Origin of the sequence: Bacillus sp. FJAT-45066 (assembly GCF_002335755.1) — a bacterium.
GTDB lineage: Bacteria > Bacillota > Bacilli > Bacillales > Bacillaceae_I > Bacillus_CD > Bacillus_CD alkalisoli.
Window position 1 is genome coordinate 316,626 of sequence record NZ_NISQ01000001.1, and the last position, 15,042, is coordinate 331,667.

General features: G+C 38.1%; 15 protein-coding genes and 1 other annotated feature. Of the genes, 13 read left to right on the plus strand and 2 right to left on the minus strand.

The window, feature by feature from the left end:
• The first annotated feature begins 56 nt into the window (after positions 1-56).
• The 9 genes from CDZ92_RS01530 to CDZ92_RS01570 all read left to right on the plus strand — a co-directional run bounded on the left by CDZ92_RS01530 (position 57) and on the right by CDZ92_RS01570 (position 7,315).
• A complete protein-coding gene (locus CDZ92_RS01530) occupies positions 57-836 on the plus strand; it encodes a M23 family metallopeptidase (protein WP_096153201.1) in 780 nt (259 codons plus the stop codon).
• On the plus strand, positions 829-1,698 hold the full coding sequence (locus tag CDZ92_RS01535) for a M50 family metallopeptidase (RefSeq protein ID WP_096153202.1): 870 nt from the start codon (positions 829-831) through the stop codon (positions 1,696-1,698). The genes CDZ92_RS01530 and CDZ92_RS01535 overlap by 8 nt, the downstream gene beginning before the upstream one ends.
• 242 nt (positions 1,699-1,940) lie before the next feature.
• Complete coding sequence (locus CDZ92_RS01540) at positions 1,941-3,383, plus strand: Rne/Rng family ribonuclease (RefSeq protein WP_096153203.1); 1,443 nt, start codon at positions 1,941-1,943, stop codon at positions 3,381-3,383.
• Between the two features lie 49 nt (positions 3,384-3,432).
• Positions 3,433-3,515: a sequence feature (ribosomal protein L21 leader region), on the plus strand.
• A gap of 14 nt (positions 3,516-3,529) precedes the next feature.
• Positions 3,530-3,838 (plus strand): 50S ribosomal protein L21, encoded by a 309-nt coding sequence (rplU, locus tag CDZ92_RS01545; protein ID WP_096153204.1) that lies wholly within the window; start codon positions 3,530-3,532, stop codon positions 3,836-3,838.
• Between the two features lie 13 nt (positions 3,839-3,851).
• Complete coding sequence (locus CDZ92_RS01550) at positions 3,852-4,178, plus strand: ribosomal-processing cysteine protease Prp (RefSeq protein ID WP_096153205.1); 327 nt, start codon at positions 3,852-3,854, stop codon at positions 4,176-4,178.
• 13 nt (positions 4,179-4,191) lie between these two features.
• Entirely contained in the window at positions 4,192-4,482 is a 291-nt protein-coding gene (gene rpmA / locus CDZ92_RS01555) for a 50S ribosomal protein L27 (protein ID WP_026558613.1), read from the plus strand.
• Positions 4,483-4,759: 277 nt separating this feature from the next.
• Complete coding sequence (locus CDZ92_RS01560; protein ID WP_096153206.1) at positions 4,760-5,293, plus strand: Spo0B C-terminal domain-containing protein; 534 nt, start codon at positions 4,760-4,762, stop codon at positions 5,291-5,293.
• Between the two features lie 38 nt (positions 5,294-5,331).
• The gene (obgE, locus tag CDZ92_RS01565) at positions 5,332-6,615 is read left to right on the plus strand and encodes a GTPase ObgE (protein ID WP_096153207.1); all 1,284 of its coding nucleotides are present in this window, start codon (positions 5,332-5,334) and stop codon (positions 6,613-6,615) included.
• Positions 6,616-6,871: 256 nt separating this feature from the next.
• Positions 6,872-7,315: an ACT domain-containing protein gene (locus CDZ92_RS01570; protein WP_096153208.1), complete on the plus strand. Its 444-nt coding sequence runs from the start codon at positions 6,872-6,874 to the stop codon at positions 7,313-7,315.
• 47 nt (positions 7,316-7,362) lie between these two features.
• Here the strand turns inward: CDZ92_RS01570 and CDZ92_RS01575 are convergent, their stop codons facing one another.
• Together CDZ92_RS01575 and CDZ92_RS01580 are read right to left on the minus strand one after the other, a co-directional pair.
• Positions 7,363-7,902: a transcription repressor NadR gene (locus tag CDZ92_RS01575; RefSeq protein ID WP_096153209.1), complete on the minus strand. Its 540-nt coding sequence runs from the start codon at positions 7,900-7,902 to the stop codon at positions 7,363-7,365.
• Positions 7,899-9,053, minus strand: a complete 1,155-nt coding sequence (locus CDZ92_RS01580) for an IscS subfamily cysteine desulfurase (protein WP_096153210.1) — start codon at positions 9,051-9,053, stop codon at positions 7,899-7,901. Before CDZ92_RS01580 ends, CDZ92_RS01575 begins: the two co-directional genes overlap by 4 nt.
• Before the next feature lie 395 nt (positions 9,054-9,448).
• Here CDZ92_RS01580 and nadB point away from each other — a divergent pair, with 395 nt between their 5' ends.
• From nadB to safA, 4 genes are all read left to right on the plus strand, one after another.
• Positions 9,449-10,999 carry an L-aspartate oxidase gene (nadB, locus tag CDZ92_RS01585; protein ID WP_096153211.1) on the plus strand — a complete coding sequence of 517 codons (1,551 nt, stop codon included), beginning with the start codon at positions 9,449-9,451 and terminating at the stop codon, positions 10,997-10,999.
• Positions 11,000-11,014: 15 nt separating this feature from the next.
• On the plus strand, positions 11,015-11,854 hold the full coding sequence (gene nadC, locus CDZ92_RS01590; protein WP_096153212.1) for a carboxylating nicotinate-nucleotide diphosphorylase: 840 nt from the start codon (positions 11,015-11,017) through the stop codon (positions 11,852-11,854).
• Positions 11,855-11,867: 13 nt separating this feature from the next.
• Entirely contained in the window at positions 11,868-12,971 is a 1,104-nt protein-coding gene (gene nadA / locus CDZ92_RS01595; protein WP_096153213.1) for a quinolinate synthase NadA, read from the plus strand.
• 411 nt (positions 12,972-13,382) lie between these two features.
• Entirely contained in the window at positions 13,383-14,885 is a 1,503-nt protein-coding gene (gene safA / locus CDZ92_RS01600) for a SafA/ExsA family spore coat assembly protein (RefSeq protein WP_141395185.1), read from the plus strand.
• Positions 14,886-15,042: the final 157 nt, after the last annotated feature.

A 15,042-nucleotide genomic window follows, 5' to 3' on the forward strand; every position in this document is an offset into this window, starting at 1 on the left:
CTACTGGACAAGTCATATAATGCTAGTACTAGAAATACAGTTTGGGGGATGTGTGTATGAACGAACAGATTGAAGCGATGAAAAAACGAGCTGCTAAGCGAAGACAAAATAAATTAAAAAATCGAACGAGGCAAAGTCAAGTGTCGTCGTACATGTTAAAGGATGAAGAAAAATATTCCAATACGTATACATCTTTTGAAGATGGGCCAATGGATGGAAATGGACATCCTTTGTTCAATAAAGAAGCGTTTATATTTAAAATACTAGCTTCGGCCATTTTAGTACTAGTAGTAGGTATCATGTTTAAAGATGGGTCACCAACCTTTGAAAAGCCTCGACAATTTGTTGTTCAATCGATGGAACAAAGCTTTCAGTTTGCCGCTGTTTCCAAATGGTATGAAGATCGATTTGGCAGTTTGTCTGCCATTTTACCAGCACAATTACAACCGACACGTACCAATCCAGAACAAACGAACACTCAATATGCTGTACCAGCAACTAGTCGTGTGATGGAAAACTTCGAAAGCAATGGACAAGGCATTCTTGTAGAGACTATTCTTCACTCAAAAGTAGAAGCAATGAATGAAGGATGGGTAAATTTTGTAGGGAAAAAACCTGACACGGGAAACACGATCATTGTTCAACACCCAGACAAAACACAAACGTGGTACGGTCATCTTGCAACGATTGATGTTAAGTTATTTCAATTTGTTGAAACTGGAACAGAACTAGGAAGAACGAGTGAAAGTAGTGATGGTACAAACGGAGTTTTTTACTTTGCAATTAAAAAAGAGGATCAATTCATTGATCCAATCCAGGTGATATCATTTGAATAATAAATGGCTTGCATTGGCACAGAAAATTCATATTCATCCAATCTTTTGGGTCATTATTGGAATTTCGATTGTGACAGCAAACTTCTGGGAGTTACTTCTTTTATTTATTATCGTCTTCGTGCATGAATTAGGCCATTCAGTCGCGGCGACGTTTTTTTCTTGGAGAATTAAACAAATATTAATATTGCCGTTTGGCGGAGTATGTGAAACGGAAGAACATGGAAATCGACCAGTGAAGGAAGAATTAATTGTTACCCTTGCGGGACCTTTCCAGCACCTTCTTCTCGGTATAGGTGCCTATGTTCTTCACACTCTTCAATTTCTTTCAACTAGTACATTCGAACTTTTCATGATAATGAATATAATGATCTTTATTGTTAATCTTTTACCAATATGGCCACTCGATGGTGGAAAATTGTTGTTTCTAATCTTAAGTAAAAAACAGCCATTCATAGATGCTTTTGAGAATGTATTGCGTTTTTCTAGCATTTTTTTAGCATGCTTTTTTATTGTTTATTTATTTATAGACCCTTATCACTTAAATATTTGGATTATCGCTAGTTTCCTTTTTTATTCGCTATACCATGAGTGGAAGCACCGGCATTATGTGTTTGTTCGATTCCTTGTGGAACGATATTACGGTAAATCTATTAGTTTTTCGAAGATTGAACCGATAGTGGTGGATGAGAAAGAAAAAATCCAACACGTCCTACAAAAGTTTCAACGTGGATGCAAACACAATGTCATTGTCATGAAAGGCGACAAAAAACAATCACCTCTTGACGAAAACGAAATTTTACACGCCTACTTCACCGAAAGATTGACGACAATCGATATAGGAGATATTCTTTATTCATACTAATAAGTTAATGCTACTGAGTTGTTTATAAAGCAAGTTAGTACAATAAACTGTATTATTAATACTTATTAAGTTGCAGTTCGTTGTAGGTGTGAGACTCCTGCGGGAATGCGTGTCAAGGGAGACCCCGCAGGCGCAAAACGCGCCGAGGAGGCTCCCGCGACCGCCCGCGGAAAGCGAGCACCTACAGCGAACTGCAACGTTTAGTACGTAAATTTATTTTAATATAAGCGAGGCAAATTAGTTTGAAAGAACTTTGGATGAATATAAAAGGAACCGAAAAAAGGATTGTGTTAAAAGAAGACGGCAAACTAACCGAACTATTTTTCAGCCGTCCAACTTACAAACAAATCGAAGGAAACATATATTTAGGTCGCGTCTTGAATGTACTACCTGGCATGCAAGCTGCTTTCGTCGATATCGGTGAAGGGCAACCAGGCTTCATTCATCGCGACCATTTGTCGTCCTACCAAGCCTCTTTTACACCAAAAGCGGAAAAAGAAAAAACAAGCATCTCTAAATGGGTGCACCAAGGAGAAGCAATCATCGTTCAAGTATTAAAAGATGGCGATGGAAATAAAGGACCAAAACTTACTGGCATAATAGAGTTCACTAGTGACCATGTCATCTACCAACCACACGGAAGGTTTAAATCTGTGTCGAAAAAAATGAAGAAAGAAGAACGAGAAAAGTGGCGTGAACTTGCAAATAGTTGGTGTACAAAAGAAGAAGGCATCATCATCCGCACAAACGCAGAAGGAAAAGCTGTAAGCTTAATCGAAAAAGAGCTTGCGGATTTGCAACAGCAATATATTGATTTGCAAAAGAAATCACAAAATAGGAAGGCTCCTTCCTTACTCTTTGAAGACAACGACTTTATCGGTAAAACAATAAAGGATATTGGAATAGAAGAAATCCATAAAATCTACGTAGATGATTCAACGACGTTTCAGTTTTTGAGAAATCACAATGCTCCTGTTCACTTTTACAATGGAAAAGAAAATATATTTTCTCATTATGGAATTGAACAGGAAATAGAGAAACTAAGGAAGAAAATTGTATGGCTACCAAGCGGGGGTTATATAATTATTGAACATACCGAAGCAATGACGGTTATTGATGTTAATAGTGGAAAGTACACAGGGAAAACGAACTTTCAAGAAACGGCAACGCTCATTAACAAAGAAGCGGCAACTGAAATAGCAAGACAACTGAGAGTAAGAGATATTGGCGGCATTATCATCATTGATTTCATTGAAATGAAAAGCGACAAAGATAGAAACGTAATCCTTTCTACTTTTAAAGAAGAAACGAAAAAAGATAAAGCAATCGTCGTACCAGTTGGATTTACCGAACTTGACTTACTGCAAATAACAAGAAAAAAAAGAAGAGAGCCATTAACTAACTTACTCAAGCAATCGTGTGAAGCGTGCCATGGTGCTGGGAGAGTTCTTTCTGCAGAAACAGTTGCTTATCAATTAGAAAGGGAGCTTTCAAGCGTTTCTACTGACATAGAGGCGGTGATAGTTGAAACAACTAGTAACGTTAAAAGATATCTTCAAACTTTAAGTAACGTACAAGTTGAAGTATTTTATATAGTAAAAGAAGGGGCTCCTTTTTTTGAATTAAGATTTTTAGGGTCTGTTTTAGATGCGAAAGAACGATTGAAAACGCTAAAAGTATATTGACATTGCGATTCTCGCTATGCTAAGATATACTTTGTTAGTTTGTAGCGCACCCGTGCTACAACCGCACAGTCCAGGTACATATAAGGATGAACTAGATTCATACACCTGATGCTGGCGAGTCTTAGTCTAATGAGGAGGTGCAGAGAATGTACGCAATTATCGAAACTGGTGGTAAACAAATCAAAGTTGAAGAAGGTCAAATGATCTACATCGAGAAACTTGATGCAACTGAAGGTGACACTGTAACGTTTGACAAAGTTCTTTTCGTAGGTGGCGAAACTGTTAAAGTTGGTAGCCCTGTTGTAGAAGGTGCTTCTGTAACAGCTAAAGTTGAAAAACAAGGTCGTGCGAAAAAGCTAACTGTATTCAAATACAAAGCTAAAAAGAACTACCGTAAAAAGCAAGGTCATCGTCAACCTTACACTAAAGTAACTGTTGAAAAAATCAACGCTTAATTTGGTATAACAGATGATAAAAGTAAAGATTAAACGAAACGACTTTAATAAAATCGAATCGTTTACAATCAGTGGACATGCTAACTTTGCCAAAAAAGGGTCCGACATTGTATGTGCTGGAGTTTCCGCTGTTTCATTCGGAACAGTCAATTCTATTATAGCGCTATGTGGCGTTACTCCTCATATTGAGCAAGGAGCAGACGGTTTTCTTCGCTGTTCGATTCCATCTAATTTAGAAGAATCAACAAAAGAAAAAATTCAATTGCTTTTAGAAGGCATGGTCGTGTCTCTAGAGACAATTGAACGTGATTATAAAAAATATATAACCATTTCTAACTAGGAGGTGGATCTCAATGTTAAGATTAGATCTTCAGTTCTTTGCTTCCAAAAAGGGAGTAGGTAGTACTAAAAACGGACGTGACTCTATTTCTAAACGTCTAGGCGCTAAGCGTGCAGACGGTCAATTCGTTTCTGGTGGATCAATTTTATACCGTCAACGCGGTACTAAAATCTATCCAGGTGAAAACGTAGGACGTGGTGGAGACGACACTTTATTCGCGAAAGTGGACGGAGTTGTTAAATTCGAACGTTTCGGACGTGACCGCAAAAAAGTTAGCGTATATCCTGTAGCTCAAGAAGCTTAAGGTGATGGAATAAAACTCTAGCCGATTGGTTAGAGTTTTATTTTTTTGTTGATTGGAGTAGAAGGCACTCGTTTTAAGCGGGCAGTCTCGTGAGCCTTCTCGTAGCTTTCGCACAAGCGTGTATCACTTTACCTGCATTTAGGCAGGAGTCTCGCGCCTTCCACTCCAATCAACAAATTAATATTTTACAATTCAATTATCTTTTCCATTCTTTTCTTATCTTTGTTATAATTTGAACAGAAAACTGTTTCGGAAAAAGTGGTAGGAGACTAATGAAATGAAAAATAGAGATACGATTGAAGTATTGCGTCATTCGAGGCATGATTGGTTAAATAAAATCCAGTTAATAAAAGCAAACCTTGCGCTACAACGATATGAACGGATTGAAGACCTTATAAGTGAGATTGTAATGGAAGCCCATCACGAAGCTTGTTTATCTAACTTACAAGCTCCACAATTTGTCGAATATATTCTAACATTTAGTTGGGAGCCAAAATTATTTTCCATAGAGTATGAAATGCTTAACAACCCACAAAATTTATCGAATTATGACAACAAGCTCTACACAGCCATTCAAACATTGTTTCAAACAATTGAAAGTAGTGTGGACAAGCGAGCAGAAAATAAATTATTCTTTAGTATCGAATGTGAAGATGGATTCGTTCGTTTCTTTTTCGATTTAAGTGGAATAATATTAGAGAACGATAATGTGAAAATGTGGTTTGATAGTGAAAACTGTATTTTTACGAATGTAAATCAAATTGGGACTGACTTGGAATACACAGTAGAGTGTGAAATAATCACAAAATAAAATTCCAATTCTTTTTAGTAGGACGGAGTGAATAAAAAATGTTTGTCGATCAGGTCAAGATATATGTAAAAGGTGGAGACGGCGGTAACGGTATGGTTGCTTTCCGTCGTGAAAAATATATACCCAATGGTGGTCCAGCTGGTGGTGACGGAGGAAAAGGTGCTAACGTTATTCTTGAGGTAGAAGAAGGACTAAGAACGTTAATGGACTTCCGTTACAAGCGTCACTTTAAAGCAAACCGTGGGGAACATGGGATGAGTAAAAACCAGCACGGTCGTAATGCAGAGAGCATGGTTGTTAAAGTTCCACCTGGAACAATCATTAAAGATTTAAAAACAGAAGAGATTTTGGCGGATTTAACCGTACATGGTCAACAGTTTGTTGTTGCAAAGGGTGGTCGTGGTGGTAGAGGAAATAGCCGATTTGCTACTCCTTCAAATCCTGCTCCTGAGCTTTCGGAAAACGGGGAACCAGGACAAGAACGTGACATTATCCTTGAGTTAAAAGTGCTAGCAGATGTAGGTCTTGTAGGATTCCCGAGTGTTGGTAAATCAACTTTATTATCAGTTGTTTCAGCTGCAAAACCTAAAATTGCGGAATATCACTTCACAACGATTGTTCCAAATCTAGGAGTAGTAGAAACGGATGATAACCGAAGTTTTGTAATGGCAGACCTACCTGGTTTAATTGAAGGTGCACACGAGGGTGTTGGCCTTGGCCATCAATTCCTACGTCATATTGAGCGTACACGTGTTATTTTACATGTTATTGATATGGCAGGAACAGAAGGGCGCGATCCATTTGAGGATTACAATGTAATCAACCAGGAATTAAGTGAGTACAACCTTCGATTAACAGAGCGTCCACAAATTATTGTAGCCAATAAAATGGACATGCCTGGTGCAGAAGAAAATTTAGAGACGTTTAAAGAGCAAATAGGGGATGAAGTGAAGATTTTCCCAATCTCTGCGATTTCCCGCACAGGTTTACGTGATCTTCTATTTGCAGTAGCAGATGAATTAGAGGATGCACCAGAATATCCTTTACACGAAGAACAAACGGAAGAATTAAATGTTCTTTATAAGCATGAAAAACAAGAGCTTGGCTTCAAAATTACGCGTGAGCCAGATGGCACATGGGTAGTGTCTGGTGAGCAGTTAGAGAAGTTATTCGTTATGACAAACTTCCAACGAGAAGAATCTATTCGTCGTTTCGCTCGCCAATTACGTGGTATGGGAGTAGACGAAGCCCTACGCCAACGCGGAGCAAAAGACGGCGACATCGTACGCCTAATGGACTTCGAATTCGAATTCATCGATTAATATATTCACTAAAGAGGGGATGCTTAATCCTCTCTTTTCTGTATATTATTAATAAAAAATACGAGGCGCGAGACTCCTGCGGGTGCTATCATCAACTTGTTTTGCTTAATAGTATATTTAGGTTTTTAGGTTTTTTCACTATAGTGAAAATAACCTTCCTTTTTACCGTCCGCGGAAAGCGAATGCCTCGTGCTATCATCAACAGTTAGTACCCTATATCTTAGGGTGTCTTGTATTTCATTTAAGGAGAGAGGCTGTGCTTAACGAGAAATTTTACTTAATTAGAGAAGATGTACTACCAGAAGCAATGGCAAAGGCACTAGAAGCCAAAGAACTACTAGCCAGAGGTAAAGTACCCTCCGTCGCCGAAGCCGTTAAAAAGGTCGACTTAAGCCGTAGCGCATTTTATAAATATCGCGACACCGTGTTTCCATTTCAAAAAATTGTAAAAGAAAAAATAATCTCCTTGTTTTTCCATTTAGACGATCAAAAAGGAGCACTCTCAGAATTGTTAGCCATTGTAGCTACATCTGGATGCAACGTATTAACAATCCATCAAACCATTCCGTTACAAGGAAAAGCTAACGTCACGTTATCTCTAGACATTTCAGCAATAAACGACGATATACATACATTATTAAATAAATTAAAAGCACTAGATTACGTTAATAAAGTAGAAATTTTAGGAACCGGCGCATAAAAAGGAAGAAAAAAACGCATGGAAACATATTCCTCTGCGTTTTTTTCTTATTCTACTAACATTCCAGCTTTCTTCAAAGCATCACACACTACATTCAATTTCTCTTCACTATCCGCTTCAATCAAATGCAGATGTGTCCCATCTGTGAGTTGAGACAAATAAGATGCATTCGTACTTTCGATTCGTTTAATGAATTCATCTACTTCCCTTCTCGTTTCCACCATAACGGAAGCTGTTAAGTCTCCATATACAGGATGCTCGATCCGTACGTCTTTCACTTTTACACCGTGATCTACTAGTAAGTATAGTTCTTCTTTCGTTCTTTCGGGTGGATGAAAGGACACGATAATCCGCTCTACTTTTTTCTCCTTCACTGGACTTTTAATATATACATAGCCTTGACTAGTAGCTAAAATAGGCTCGTTTTTAGCTTTAAGAAGCGAAATATCTTGAACGATTACTTGCCTGCTGACATTTGTTCTTTGGGCAAGTTCGCCTCCTTTTAGTGGCAATTTTTCTGTTTGTAGCCAATCTAAAATTAATTTTCGTCTCTCTTCACCTAATACTTTTTTATCTGATGGTGTCATAATGGCATTTTCACTCCTTTAATTTGCCAGTCTGCCATAATTTGCTTTAACACTTGAGTTAAAAATACAATATCTTCTTCGGTCGTTTGCTTTCCAAAGGATACGCGAAAAAGTTCATGTGCTTCCTCTACGCTCTTACCAGTCGCTATCATGACACGCGAAGGGGATGTAGAGCCAACTTGACATGCGCTTCCTGTTGAAATAGCAATGCCTTTCCGATTACATTCTAACATAACATGTTGACCTTCCACTCCATGAAGTCGTAAACCAACAATATTTTGTAAAACATTTTTAGGATGGCCTTCCACATGAATGAAATCCAACTCTTCCTCTATTAATTGGATTAATAATTTTCGAAGCTCATTTGTCCGTTTAGCATTACTAAGCATTTCTTGACACGTCAATTGAGCAGCTGTTACAAAAGCTGCCACGCCAGCGACATTCACAGTTCCATGGCGCATGCCACGTTCGTGTGTTCCTCCTGGAATAACTGGCTCCCAACGTACCGAAGGCTTAATGTATATAGCTCCAACTCCTTTAGGTCCATAAATCTTATGAGCAGAAATCGACAGGGCATCTACATGTAACTGCTTAACGTCGACCTCGATTTTTCCAAAGGTCTGAATACAATCACTATGGAAAATAATCCCTTTGTCATGAAGGAACTTACCTATATCCTGCAAAGTTTGGGTTGTGCCAATTTCTGAATTTCCGTGCTGAATAGAAACAAGGCAAGTGTCATCTCTTACGGTTTCTTTTAGAGCTTGAAGAGATACTAAGCCAAACTCATCTACAGGTAAAAAAGAAACGTCATAACCTTCCACCTCTAACTGTTTAACAAGGTGATAAATAGATGCGTGTTCTATGCTGCTTGTAATAATATGTTTTCCTTTTTTGGAATTACCTCTAACTAATGATTGAATGGCAAGAAAATTAGATTCTGTACCACCGCTTGTAAAATAAATGCCATCCTTCTCGCAATGTAGTAATTTTGCAAGTTCGTTTCTGCAACTTTCTAAAATATGTTTAGCAGTTGTACCCTCATCGTGCAAACTGCTCGTATTTCCATAAATAGCTTTTGACACATGTTCATACGCATGCATTGCTTCACTACTTAAAGGAGTTGTAGCCGCAAAATCTAAATAAATCATCCTTGATGAACCCCTCTCTTTAGTTGGGTTGAAAATGATATTTTTTAGGTAAAATAATTTTCATAAATTAATCAAGTATTAACCTGAATCTGTTGAAAATCTCTAAAATTTGCGAGACTCCTTGAAAATGCATCCGCATTTACTGCGTGCGATGTATCGCTGTCGAAGCATTCCTTGTCCTGCGGAAAAACGAGCCAACCGAGAAGATAGCAGGAACGAGGAGGCTCGGTGGTTCGTCCGCGGAAAGTGAGCGGTTTTTAGAGAATTTCAACATTAGCATTATAAAACTTAGTTTAAACAATAGTAAACTAGCTATCTAAAAAAAACTCTTGTCATTAATTAAAATATATGTAAATATAGGTGTCAAGACACCAGTGTATACAGGAGGGCTTTTTATGCCTAACCGAAAAATAGATTGTTTAATTGTTGGCAGTGGATTATCTGCATTAATGACTGCAAAATATTTAAGTGAGCATATGAATGTGATGATTTTCACAAAGTCGAAAAAATCTTCAAATAACTCATTTCTTGCTCAAGGTGGAATAGCTTGTGTAATAGATAAACGTGATCACTGGCAATTCCATTACGAAGACACATTAGTTGCAGGATGCTTTTTAAACAACAAAGAAGCGGTTGAACTTCTAGTTAAGGAAGGCCCACAACATGTAACGAACTTAATTCAAGAAGGAATGAAATTTGATAAAACGAATAAAGGTACACTTTCCCTCGGAATGGAAGGTGCACATTCTCATCATCGCATTTTGCATGCAGGTGGCGATCAAACGGGAAAAGAATTGATGACATTTTTGCAAGAAAACACAAATGTAAAAGTGGTAGAAGATGAAACCGCTTACGAGCTATTAGTGCACGAAAATAATTGTTACGGTATCAAAACATTAAACATACAAGGGAATATACAAAAATATATAGCTAAGCGTGTTGTATTAGCAACAGGTGGTGTAGGCGCTATCTACTCTTTCACTTCAAACGACGAATCTGTTACAGGATCTGCTTTAGCAATGGCTTACAAAGCAGGGGCATCATTAATTGATTTAGAATTTATGCAATTTCATCCGACAATGCTATCAGTCAATGGCAAGGCAGTCGGATTGATTTCCGAAGCAGTAAGAGGCGAAGGAGCATTTTTAGTTAATGAAAAAGGGGAAAGAATCATGAAAAATCTTCATCCTTTAGAAGATTTGGCACCCCGGGATATCGTATCAAGAGCCATTTACAAGTGCCTACAAAAAGGCCACAGAATTTATTTAAATATCAAATCCATTCAAAACTTTAAGCAGCGCTTTCCTGCTATTTCCGAGTTATGTTGTAAAAATAACATAAATATTGAATCAGGATTTATTCCGGTAGTACCTGGCGCGCATTTTTTCATGGGAGGTATCCAAACGAATGTGTATGGAGAGTCGTCTGTGAAAAATCTGTACGCAGTAGGGGAAGCTGCATGTAACGGTGTTCATGGTGCTAACAGATTAGCTAGCAACTCTTTATTAGAATGTATCGTATTTTCTAAAAAACTTGCTGAAAAAATAGTGGAATTAGACGAAAAAGAAGTCTTAAATCCTCTAAGTATTAACGAAGAAGTAATTTGTAATAAAGTATATTCACTTGTCTTACCTGCCAAAAGTGAAATCCAAACTATGATGATGAAACATGTAGGTATCGTTCGCTCAGAAGAGAAATTACTACAAATGAAAAGCTGGTTAGAGAAGTACGAGGCATACTGGACAGAATATACACCAGATAATTTATTAAAATATGAAGATATTGAAATTGTTCAAATGTTACAGCTATGCTATTTAATGGTGGACGCCTGTCTACAACGAGAAGAAAGTCGTGGCGCACATTTTAGAGACGATTTCCCAGACTCCATGGAAAGTTGGGACAATCGAAGAATTACACATACAACAGGTGAAACTTTATTCGTTTAAAGGGGGAAGAGAACGATGAATAAAATAAAACTAAAAAAAATGTTAGAAAGCTTTTTCATAGAGGATATCGGGGAGAGAGATGTTACATCCTTATCTCTATTTCCTGAGGAAATGATAGGTTCTGGCAGATTTATTGCAAAAGAAGATGGAATCTTTGTAGGGCAAGAAATAATGAAACAAGGTTATAAGCTTTTAGATGAGAAAGTGGAATTTCATTTTATGAAAAAAGATGGGGAGCTATTGCAAAAAGGCGATGTTATTGCGACTGTTCACGGACAAATGAGTGCTCTTTTAACAGGAGAAAGAGTTATTTTAAATCTTATTCAACGTATGAGTGGTATTGCTACCATCACGAATAAGGCAGTAACACAGTTAAATAGTGACGTTACGAAATTATGTGATACGAGAAAAACGACTCCTGGTTTACGTATGCTTGAGAAATATGCAGTGCTTTGTGGTGGCGGTTCGAACCACCGTTATGGATTGTATGATGGAGTTATGATTAAAGACAATCACATTGAATTTTGTGGATCGATTACGAAAGCTGTTGAAAAAGTACGTGAAACAGTTGGACACATGGTGAAAATCGAAGTGGAAACAGAAACGCGTGAACAAGTGTTAGAAGCAGTAGAAGCTGGTGCTGACGTTATTATGTTTGACAATCGCACGCCAGAAGAAATAAAAGAATTTGTCAAACTAGTTCCAGCCCATATCATTACAGAAGCTTCTGGTGGGATTAATATGTCTACGATTGCCGACTTCAGCGACACAGGTGTACATTACATTTCATTAGGTTTCTTAACTCATTCCGCTCGTGCACTAGACATTAGCTTTAATGTTGGGAAAAAAATATAAGGGAGAGATACAGATGAGCATGTTAGACATCATTAAGAATACAAATGTGACACTTCCAGATAAATATAAAAATATGTCAACAGAAGAAATGGAACAAAGAGTGAAAGATATTAAGATGAAGATGGGAGATACACTGTTCATTCCTGGTCATCACTATCAAAAAGATGAAGTAATTCAGTTTGCAGATGCAACTGGAGACTCTTTACAATTAGCGCAAGCAGCTGCTAATACTACTGCAAAATACATTGTATTTTGTGGTGTACACTTTATGGCAGAAACAGCAGATATCTTATCAACGGATGAACAAACTGTTATCTTACCTGATATGAGAGCAGGCTGTTCTATGGCAGATATGGCTGATATTCATCAAACAGAACGCGCATGGGTAGAGTTACAGCAAGTATTTGGGGACACTATATTACCATTAACGTATGTTAACTCAACTGCTGCAATCAAAGCATTTTGTGGAAAACATGGTGGGGCCACGGTAACTTCTTCCAACGCAAAACAAATGGTGGCATGGGCATTTTCTCAAAAAGAAAGATTGTTATTCTTGCCTGACCAACATTTAGGAAGAAACACTGCGTACGAACTAGGTATTCCTTTAGAGCAAATGGCTGTATGGGATCCAATTGAAAACAAGCTAGAATGGGAAGGAGACCCAACGGACGTGAAAGTGATTTTATGGAAAGGGCATTGCTCTGTCCATGAAAAGTTTACGGTATCCAACATTGAACATATTCGCAAAACAAAGCCTGAAATGAAAATTATCGTACACCCAGAATGTACACGCGAAGTTGTTGCGTTGAGTGATGATGCGGGAAGTACTAAGTATATTATCGAAACGATTGAAAATGCGGCTAGTGGAAGCTCATGGGCAATTGGAACAGAGATGAATCTGGTGAATCGTATCATTCAGCAGCATCCTGATAAAGAAATCGTCTCACTTAACCCTTATATGTGTCCGTGTTTAACAATGAACCGAATTGACCTGCCGCACTTATTGTGGGCGTTAGAAGCAATTGAAACAGGCGAGGTTCATAATCAAATAGAAGTAGAAAAAGAAGTAGCAGACTACGCAACAAAGGCTTTAAACGTCATGCTACAGCATGCATAATAATGGATGAAGGGCAGAAGCAAACTACAGCTTTTGCCTTTTTATTTTTGTTTTTTTAAAAATAATATTTTTTCTGCTTATTTTAGAAACTAGAGTGGATTGGAGCGGAAGACACTTCACTCCTGCGGGAAGAAGAGCGAAGCGTGAGACCCCACAGGCGGTACGCCGAGGAGTAGGTTTTTTCACGATAGTGAAAATAACCTTCCCTTGCGCTCCCCGCGGAAAGGAAGTGTCTGCAGCGGAAAGGAACGGTTTAGGAAATACAGGGATATTTTAGATACAAATAACAAACAGAATAGCCAAGTTTTTATCATAAAGTCCAAATTATTCGCATAATTTGTGTTGAAGAATAGTGGCAAAAAGCCCATTTGACACATAGACTGTAAAGACTTTGCTAAGGAGGGAATATCCTTGAAAATCCATATTGTCCAAAAAGGGGATACGTTGTGGAAGATTGCACAGAAATATAATGTGAATTTCGAAGCGTTAAAAAGTGCAAATTCACAATTAAGCAATCCAGATATGATTATGCCCGGTATGAAAATTAAAGTTCCAACAGCAAGTGTGCAAGTTAAGCAAGAAACCCAAGTGAAAGGTGTTGCAAAAGAAGCTCAGGTAGCGGGCGTACAAAAAGAAGCACCGGTAGTAATGGGCGTACAAAAAGAAGCACCTATAGTGAAAGAACATCCATTTAAAGAAATGCCGAAAAAACCTGAAGTCATGGGTGTAAAAGAAGTGAAAGAAGAAGCAAAAGCTCCTTTTGTTCCTAAGTTACCGCAAATAAAACCTTACTTCCCTGAAGTGGATGTAAATAATTATGTAACATTTAATATTCCGATTACGCAACAAAAGGCAAATGTCCAATTTCCAAAAATGCCACCAAAAGCTCAACCCAAACAAGTAGCACCAAAAGCAGTAGCACCAAAAGCAGTAGCACCAAAACAAGTAGCACCAAAAGCGGTTGCATCAGAAAAAACACCAATGAAAGAGCCAGTTGTGAAGGGTGTTCAAGAGGCTCCAACTCAACACATGAAAATGCCGGAACAAATGCCAACTATGCAAATGCCATTACAGCACATGAAAATGCCGGAACAAATGCCAACTATGCAAATGCCATTACAACACATGCAAATGCCAGCACAGCAGATGCCAATGGGTATGCCCCAATGGCCGATGCCACATCCATATTGTATCCCAGTTCCTTGTACTCCAGTTATGCCTGGTTCTGGATTACATGGTCAAATGGGCTATCAACCAATGCAACCTTACTATGGTCAACCAACTCCATACGGAATGCAAGGTATGATGCCTCAAGCAGGTATGCCACAAATGATGCCTGAGATGATGGAGTCAGATGATGATTTTGATGCAGCAATGATGATGCCTCACATGCAACAAGTGCAACAAATGCCACAAATGCAACAGTTCCCACAAATGCCTCCATATATGGGAATGAATGATATGGATATGGACATGGACGTAGATTTTGATCAAACACAAGTAGCAGGTTTGGATGAAGAGCAAGATTATATGACAATGTTGCAACAAATGCAACAACAAATGGAGCAACAGCAAAATATGGGAATGGGAATGCCACAAATGCCAATGGCACCAGGTGTACCATTTGGACAATTGCCACAACAAGGCTTTGGTATGAATGGTGGAATGCAGCAAATGCCAGGTGCTAGACAAGGTGACTGTGGATGTGGACCTACTCCAATGCCATATGGTATACCACAACAAATGCCACAAGTTCCATTCGGATTATCTCCACATGGTTATGGAATGCCAATGCAAGCTGGCTATCCGATGGGAGCACCTTTTAACCCACAAGGTTATGGCTATGGTTATCCACAAGATATGCGTTCAACAAATGACTTTAACGGTCCTGACAGGGAAGATGATAACGAATAATTAAAAGAAAGAGGCGATTTCAATTAATCGTCTCTTTTTCTTTAGTAATTTACTATTATAAAAAATTAAAATGTAATTATTGGTTATGGAGGAAATTTTTTGACGAAATGAAAGTACATGATAAAATAAATACATTCCATATTATTTGAATTAATTT